This is a genomic window from Paracraurococcus ruber (genome assembly GCF_004353985.1).
Classification (GTDB): Bacteria; Pseudomonadota; Alphaproteobacteria; order Acetobacterales; family Acetobacteraceae; genus Paracraurococcus; species Paracraurococcus ruber.
On the sequence record NZ_SMOA01000305.1, the window covers coordinates 1 to 6091 of the forward strand.

A 6091-nucleotide genomic window follows, 5' to 3' on the forward strand; every position below is an offset into this window, starting at 1 on the left:
CCCCGCCGCGACCTCCGCGCGCCCCGGCCCTTGCTCAGGCGGCCTGCTGGCCCGCCAGGGTGGCGAGCAGCCGCGCCAGCGCCGCCGTCGCCGGCGCATCCGGCTCGAACCGCAGCCGCGTGCTGTCCCGGCCGTCGTCGCCCAGGGACGCGAAGGGCACCGGCGCGCCCAGCTCGGCCAGGTGCAGCCGGCCGCGCGTCCCGGCCGGCAGGGGCGCCAGCCCGGACAGCCGGGCGCCGCCGGCCCCGATATCCAGCAGCTTCGCCTCCACCCGCGGCCGCCCCGGCAGGTCGAGGGTCACCTGGCGCGGCAACTCGAAGCGCTGGGTGGTGCGGCGGTCGACCTCGGGCGTCGCGGTGCGGACGACTTCCACCAGGGTGCCGCGCAGCGCGGTGATGGCGTCGCGCGCCTCCCCGGCATCGATCCGCACCTCCTCCGCCCGGCTGCCGGCGGCCATCGTCGCCTCCGACACCTCCTCGATCCGGGTGGCGACGGCGCGGGCGGCGGCCGCGGTCTCGGCGACGGTGCGGGCGATATCCTGGGTCGCCGCCGCCTGCTGCTCGACCGCGGTGGCGATGGCGGCGGAGGTCGCGTCGATGCGCCCGACCGAGGCCGCCATGTCCCGCACCGTGGTGACCGCCTGCTGCGTCGTGGTGGCGATGGCCCCCACCAGGCCGCCGATCTCGTCGGTGGCGCGGGCGGTCTGCGCCGCCAGGCTCTTCACCTCCCCGGCGACCACGGCGAAGCCCTTGCCGGCATCGCCGGCGCGCGCCGCCTCGATGGTCGCGTTCAGCGCCAGCAGGTTGGTGCGGCCGGCGATGTCGGCGATCAGCCGCACCACCTCGCCCACCCGGGCGGCGCTGTCGGACAGGCTGCGGATCACCGCCTCGCTGGCCTTGCCCTGTTCCGCCGCCTGGCGGGTGATGCCGGCGGCCTGGGAGACCTGCATCGAGATCTCCCGCACGCTGGCCGAGAGCTCCTCGGTTGCGGCGGCCACCGTCTCGGCATTCTGCAGCGCCTGGCCGGCGGCGCCGGCGACCGAGCGGCTGGCGGCGGCGATGGTGTCGGCGGTCGCGGCCATGTGCTCGGCATTCTCGGCCATGCCGCTGACGCGGTTGCCGATGCGGGTGACCGCGGCGCCGGTCTCCGCCTCCAGCCGGTCCGCCATGCCGCGCAGCGCGTCGCGCTTCGCGGCGGCGGCCTCGGCCCGGTAGGCCTCCTCCCGCGCCCGCATCGCCGTCGCCTCGGCCATGGTGTCGCGGAACACCGCCAGGGCGGCGGCCATGCCGCCCACCTCGTCGCGCCGGCCGGCGCCGGGGATCGCCGCCGGGACCTCCCCGGCCGCGATCCGCCGCATGCAGCCGCCAAGGGCGGTCAGGGGCCGGGCGAAGCTGGCCCCGGCCCAGAGGCCGAGCGGCAGGATGGCGGCCAGCACGATGGCGACCAGCAGCAGCCCGCGTTCAAGAATGCGATCCACCGCGGCGAAGGCCTGCTCGACCGGCACGCGGACCAGGGTCGACCAGCCGAGCCCGGCGAAGCCCATGGCGCCATGGCTGCGGGCATAGCCATTGGCCTGGTCGATCCCCTTCCGGGCGTGCCGGGCGACGGCGCCCCCGGCTTCGCCGCGGATCGCCGCCTGGGCGGCGGAGACGCCCCGCTCGGCCAGGTTCAGCCGGCCGATCACCTCGAAATCCCGCCGGTAGGGACCCGGGCGCAGCGCCGGGTCGTAGTCGACGATCACGCGGCCGGCGGGATCGAGCAGCGTGATCTCCGCCTGCGGCATGCCGCCGCGGACCAGCCTCGCGTGGAAATCCGCCACGATCTGCTCGACCAGGCCGAAATCGGCGAAATTCGCCCAGACCCCGATCACCTTGCCGGCGGCATCCTTCACCGGCGCGGCGAAGACGATGCTGTAGCCATCCTCCCCCGGATAGGCGGCGGCGACCGCCGCGGCGCGGGCGGGCTGCTCGACCACCGTGCCGGTCAGCCCCTCCGGCCCCACCAGGAACTCGCCGCGCAGCGCCTTGCCCAGCCAGGGGGCGTCGGCGAAGGACCGGCCGTAGAGCGGCTCGCTCGCCACCGGCTTGCCGGCGGCGTCGCGGCTGTTCACCGCCAGCACCGCCCCGTCGGGGCTGACCAGCAGCGCCAGCTTGTAGACGCCGTAGAGCGCCACGTATTCGTCGATGGCGCGCACCAGCGGGTTGTCGCTGCCCGGCCGGCGCCAATTCGCCGGGTCCTGCGCCGCGGGGTTCAGGCCGAAGGCCTGCACGTCGCCATAGCGTTCGAACAGGTTGCGGTCGATGCTGTCGGTCAGCGCCGCGGCGGCGTCGCCCAGCCGGTCGAGCGCGGTCCGCCGGAGCGCATCCCGCTCGGTGGCGAAGGTGCCCACCAGCAGCAGTGCCGGCAGGACGGCGAAGCCGAGCAGCAGCAGCATGATGCGGAGGCGGATGGAAATGGCGGGCGCGCGCATGTGAGGCGTTCCGGAAGCGCAGACGCCCGGCCCGCGCCGGAGCGGCGCGGAGGGGACGCCAGGCCAGTCATGAGCCACGTGATCGCGCCCCGCGGTCGATGCACCGCAGGCGATCACGCTCGAGCCGCACGAAGGTCGCACCAGAGTCGTGAACCCTTCGTGAAGCGAAACGCCGACATCGTGCTGTAACTGACTGAGTTTGCTTTATCCTTGCCGCGGCGCGTCGCCGCCCGTCGCGGCGCGCAGCGCCGCCGCCACCGCCGCCTGGAGGTCGCCAACGCTGCCCAAAGGCGCGGCGGCCGGCAGGCGGATGCCGAAACGGGCCTCGGTCGCCAGGATGAGCGCGACATGCCGCAGGCTGTCCCAGCCATCCAGGTCGGCCGGGGTCCAGGCCGGATCGGGCCGCAGGCCCGGGTCGCCGAAGACGCTGCGGAACACCTCGGCCAGCCCCGCCGCGATCGCCGCCGCCGTCATGCCGCCTCCGCCAGGTATTTCGCCAGGTTGGCGGCACGGCTCAGCTTGCCGCTGGTGGTCTTCACCAGCCAGCCGGGCGGCCGCAGCGCCGCGACGGCGCCGCCGAGGCCGGTCTCCGCCTCCAGCGCCGCCCGCAGGGCGCGGGCCAGGGCGCGCCGCGCCGGCTCCTCCGTCAGGTCGGTCTCCGCCACCAGCACCAGCACCTCGGTGCCGCTCGCCGGATCCGGCACGCCGAGCGCCGCGGCGCGGCCAGGATGGACGCCGGGGACGCGGTTCGCCGCGGCCTCCAGGTCCGGCGCATAGAGGGTGCGGCCGCGCAGCAGGATCACCTCCTTCCGCCGCCCGGTCACGACCAGTTCGCCGCCGACCAGGGCGCCCAGATCGCCGGTGCGGTACCAGCCATCCCGCAGCGCCGCGGCGCTCGCCTCCGGCTGCCGGTGCCACCCGGCAAAGAGCGAGTCGCCGCGCAGCGCGACCTCGCCGATGCGCCCCTCCGGCAGCGCCATGCCATCGGGTCCGAGGATGCGCAGGGCCATCCCCCCGACGGGGCGGCCGACCGACAGCAGCGTGGCCACGCGCTCCCCCGGTGACGCCGGCCGCGCCTCGCCGCGCGCCAGGGCCTCGGCCGCCAGCGCCAGGCGGGGCGGCGGCCGGCCGGGCGGCGTCTGGGTGACGGCGAAGCCCGCCTCCGCCATGGCGTAGCAGCAGGCGAGGCGGTCCGGCGTCACGCCGCAATCGGCGAAGCCGGCGGCGAAGCGGTCCAGGCTCTCCGCCCGGCAGGTCTCGGAACAGTCGATGAAGGCGCGGATGGAGGAGAGGTCGTGCCACTCCTCCGGCCGGCGGTGCCGGGCCAGGTGCTCGAAGGCGAAATTGGGCAGCCAGCACCAGCGGGCGCGATGCGCCGCGATGGCCTGCGGCAGCAGCGCCGGCCGCGCCACCCATTCGAAGGCATCGAGGCTGACCACCGCGCCGCCCTTGGCCAGCGGCAGGAGGAAGCAGGCCATGAGGCCCATGTCGTGATAGAGCGGCAGCCAGCTGGCCACCACGTCGCCGGCGGCAAAGCCGATGGCCGCGGCACAGGCATCGAGCTGCGCCAGCACCGCCCGATGGCTGAGCGCGACCCCCTTCTGCAGGCCGGTGGTGCCAGAGCTGTGCTGCAGCAGGGCGATGTCGTCGCCGGCGCCGCCGCGCCATGCCGCCAGCGGCGTCATCGCCGCCTCCTCCCCCGGCAGGCGCAGCCGGCAGGCGGGACGCGGCAGCCGGGCGCGCAGCGCCGCCGTATCCTCCGGCCCGGCGATCAGGCAGGCTGCGCCGGACCGGCGCAGCAGCGCGTCCAGCGCGTCCCAGTACCGCGCGGGGTCCTGCCTCGGCGTCGGGAAGGGCAGGAAGGCCGGCACGCAGCCGGCCAGCATGGCGCCGAGGAAGGCGGTGTAGAGCGCCGGCCCGTGCCGGAGGACGAGCACGACGACCTCGCCGGGGCGGCAGCCATCGGCGGCGAGCAGGGCGGCCCAGCGGGCCGCGCCCTCCGCCAGGGCGGCATTGGTCAGAGTCTCGCTGCGGCCGTCGCGCAGGATATGGACGAAGGGCGCCCCGGGCGCGGTCGCCAGCCGGCGCCGGATGGGGTCGAGGAGGGACGGGCCGGACATCGGGCCGGAATGCACCCCGAAGGGATGACCGGAAGCTTGCCCGCGGCGCGGTGCAACGCGGAACGGCCAGGGTGCCGGGCGGCCCGCGTCAGAACGCCGTCCGGACGCGCAGCGCGACGAAATGCACCGGGCCGCGATCCGCGTTGTAGGCGGGGTTGACCGCCACCTGGTAGTTCGCTGCGACGTTCACCCCGGGCAGGACCCGCGCGTCGTAATAGACCTCCGTCACCCATTCCGGCGCGTAGTTCAGCCGGCCGTCGCCGACGATGAAGCCGATGCCGCCGGCCTCGAGGTAGCGACGCCGTCCTTCCGAGATCCAGCCGAGATTGGCCCCGAGGCCGACCGTATCCATCGGCCGGTCCCAGCGCAGGCCGCGCAGCTGCAGCCCGCCGGAGATGGCGCGGTCCGTCTCGGTGAACATGAAGTTCTGCGTCCGGCCATCATTCCAGGACAGCCGGGCGAAGACGCCCAGATCGGCGGTCAGCCCCTGTTCGAAGCTGAGGTTGAGGTTGTGCTTCAGCCGGTAGCCGCGCGGGTTCTGTTCGAAGGTGTCGAAGCCGTTGGCGAAGAGCTCGCCCCAGCTCGACTGCCGGGCCCGGCTGGCGCCATAGGTGACGCGCAGCGCGCCGGGCTGGCCGCCCAGCCGCCAGAACCGGTCCACCTGGCCCAGCACCTGCCAGGCCCGGGTCACCGCGGGGTCGAGGAACAGGCCATTTGCGCGGCGCGGCACCTGGAAGGCGCCGGCGCGGACGCCCCAGACGCCGTTCTCCCATTCCACCGCCGCGCCGTTGGTCCAGCCGCGCGCATCGGCGGCGTAGTCGAAGGCGGCGCCGCCGACCAGCGCCCAGTTGAGGAATTGCGTGCGCGGGTCATGCGCGTAGAGATTGTCGTCGAAGATGTCCCAGACCGAGAATTTGCCGATGGTGACGGTGATGCGCTCGCGCGGCAGGACGCTGCTGAAGCGCGTCGGGTCGTCGTCGTTCGGCACCGTGTCGGCCGACAGGCCGATGGTCTGCCGCAGGAAGGCGCGCGGGACGAAGAAATTCGGCTGGGTGGAGCCCAGCCGGAAGGCCTCGTTGTTCGGGAATCCGGCCAGCCCGACCGAGTTGGACAGGCCGAAGCCGCGCGTCACCGAGGCATCGATGATCGCCTCCGCGCCGTCCCATAGCCGGCGGCCGATCACCAGGTCGGTGGACAGGGTATTGGCGGCGCGGATGCCGTTGCGCAGGCTCGACGCGCCCTCGTAGGGTGAACGGAAGGCCGGGTGGCCCTGCCAGACGAAGGTGGCCTGGCCGCGCAGCAGCCAGCCCTGGTCCTCCAGCCGGTCCTGCAGCGCGGCGAGGCCGGGGACCAGCGCCGCCTCGGGCGGGCCGATATTGGCGACGCCCGGGGCACGGGACGGGGCGGGCGGCACGCCGGGCGCCTGCGCGAGCGCCGGCCCGGCCAGCAGGGCGGCCAGCAGGCCGAGCGCGGCGCGGGGGAGGCGAAGCGGCGCCGGGAC

Annotated in this window: 4 protein-coding genes; all 4 read right to left on the reverse strand. The window is 75.1% G+C overall.

All coding sequences use genetic code 11. The features are described from left to right. Positions 1-34: 34 nt before the first annotated feature. The gene (locus E2C05_RS27600; RefSeq protein WP_133222860.1) at positions 35-2470 is read right to left on the reverse strand and encodes a methyl-accepting chemotaxis protein; all 2436 of its coding nucleotides are present in this window, start codon (positions 2468-2470) and stop codon (positions 35-37) included. 204 nt (positions 2471-2674) lie between these two features. After that, entirely contained in the window at positions 2675-2944 is a 270-nt protein-coding gene (locus tag E2C05_RS33470) for an acyl carrier protein (protein WP_158292405.1), read from the reverse strand. Next, positions 2941-4590, reverse strand: a complete 1650-nt coding sequence (locus E2C05_RS27605; protein WP_133222861.1) for an AMP-binding protein — start codon at positions 4588-4590, stop codon at positions 2941-2943. Before E2C05_RS27605 ends, E2C05_RS33470 begins: the two co-directional genes overlap by 4 nt. 88 nt (positions 4591-4678) lie before the next feature. Continuing rightward, positions 4679-6091: carbohydrate porin (locus E2C05_RS27610; protein WP_133222862.1), on the reverse strand; the 1413-nt coding region annotated here is incomplete at its 5' end.

Excerpts from the sequence above, each read along its gene's own strand:
- E2C05_RS27600 (WP_133222860.1), bottom strand. The coding sequence starts at position 2,470 with ATGCGCGCGCCCGCCATTTCCATCCGCCTCCGCATCATGCTGCTGCTG.
- E2C05_RS33470 (WP_158292405.1), bottom strand. The coding sequence starts at position 2,944 with ATGACGGCGGCGGCGATCGCGGCGGGGCTGGCCGAGGTGTTCCGCAGC.
- E2C05_RS27605 (WP_133222861.1), bottom strand. The coding sequence starts at position 4,590 with ATGTCCGGCCCGTCCCTCCTCGACCCCATCCGGCGCCGGCTGGCGACC.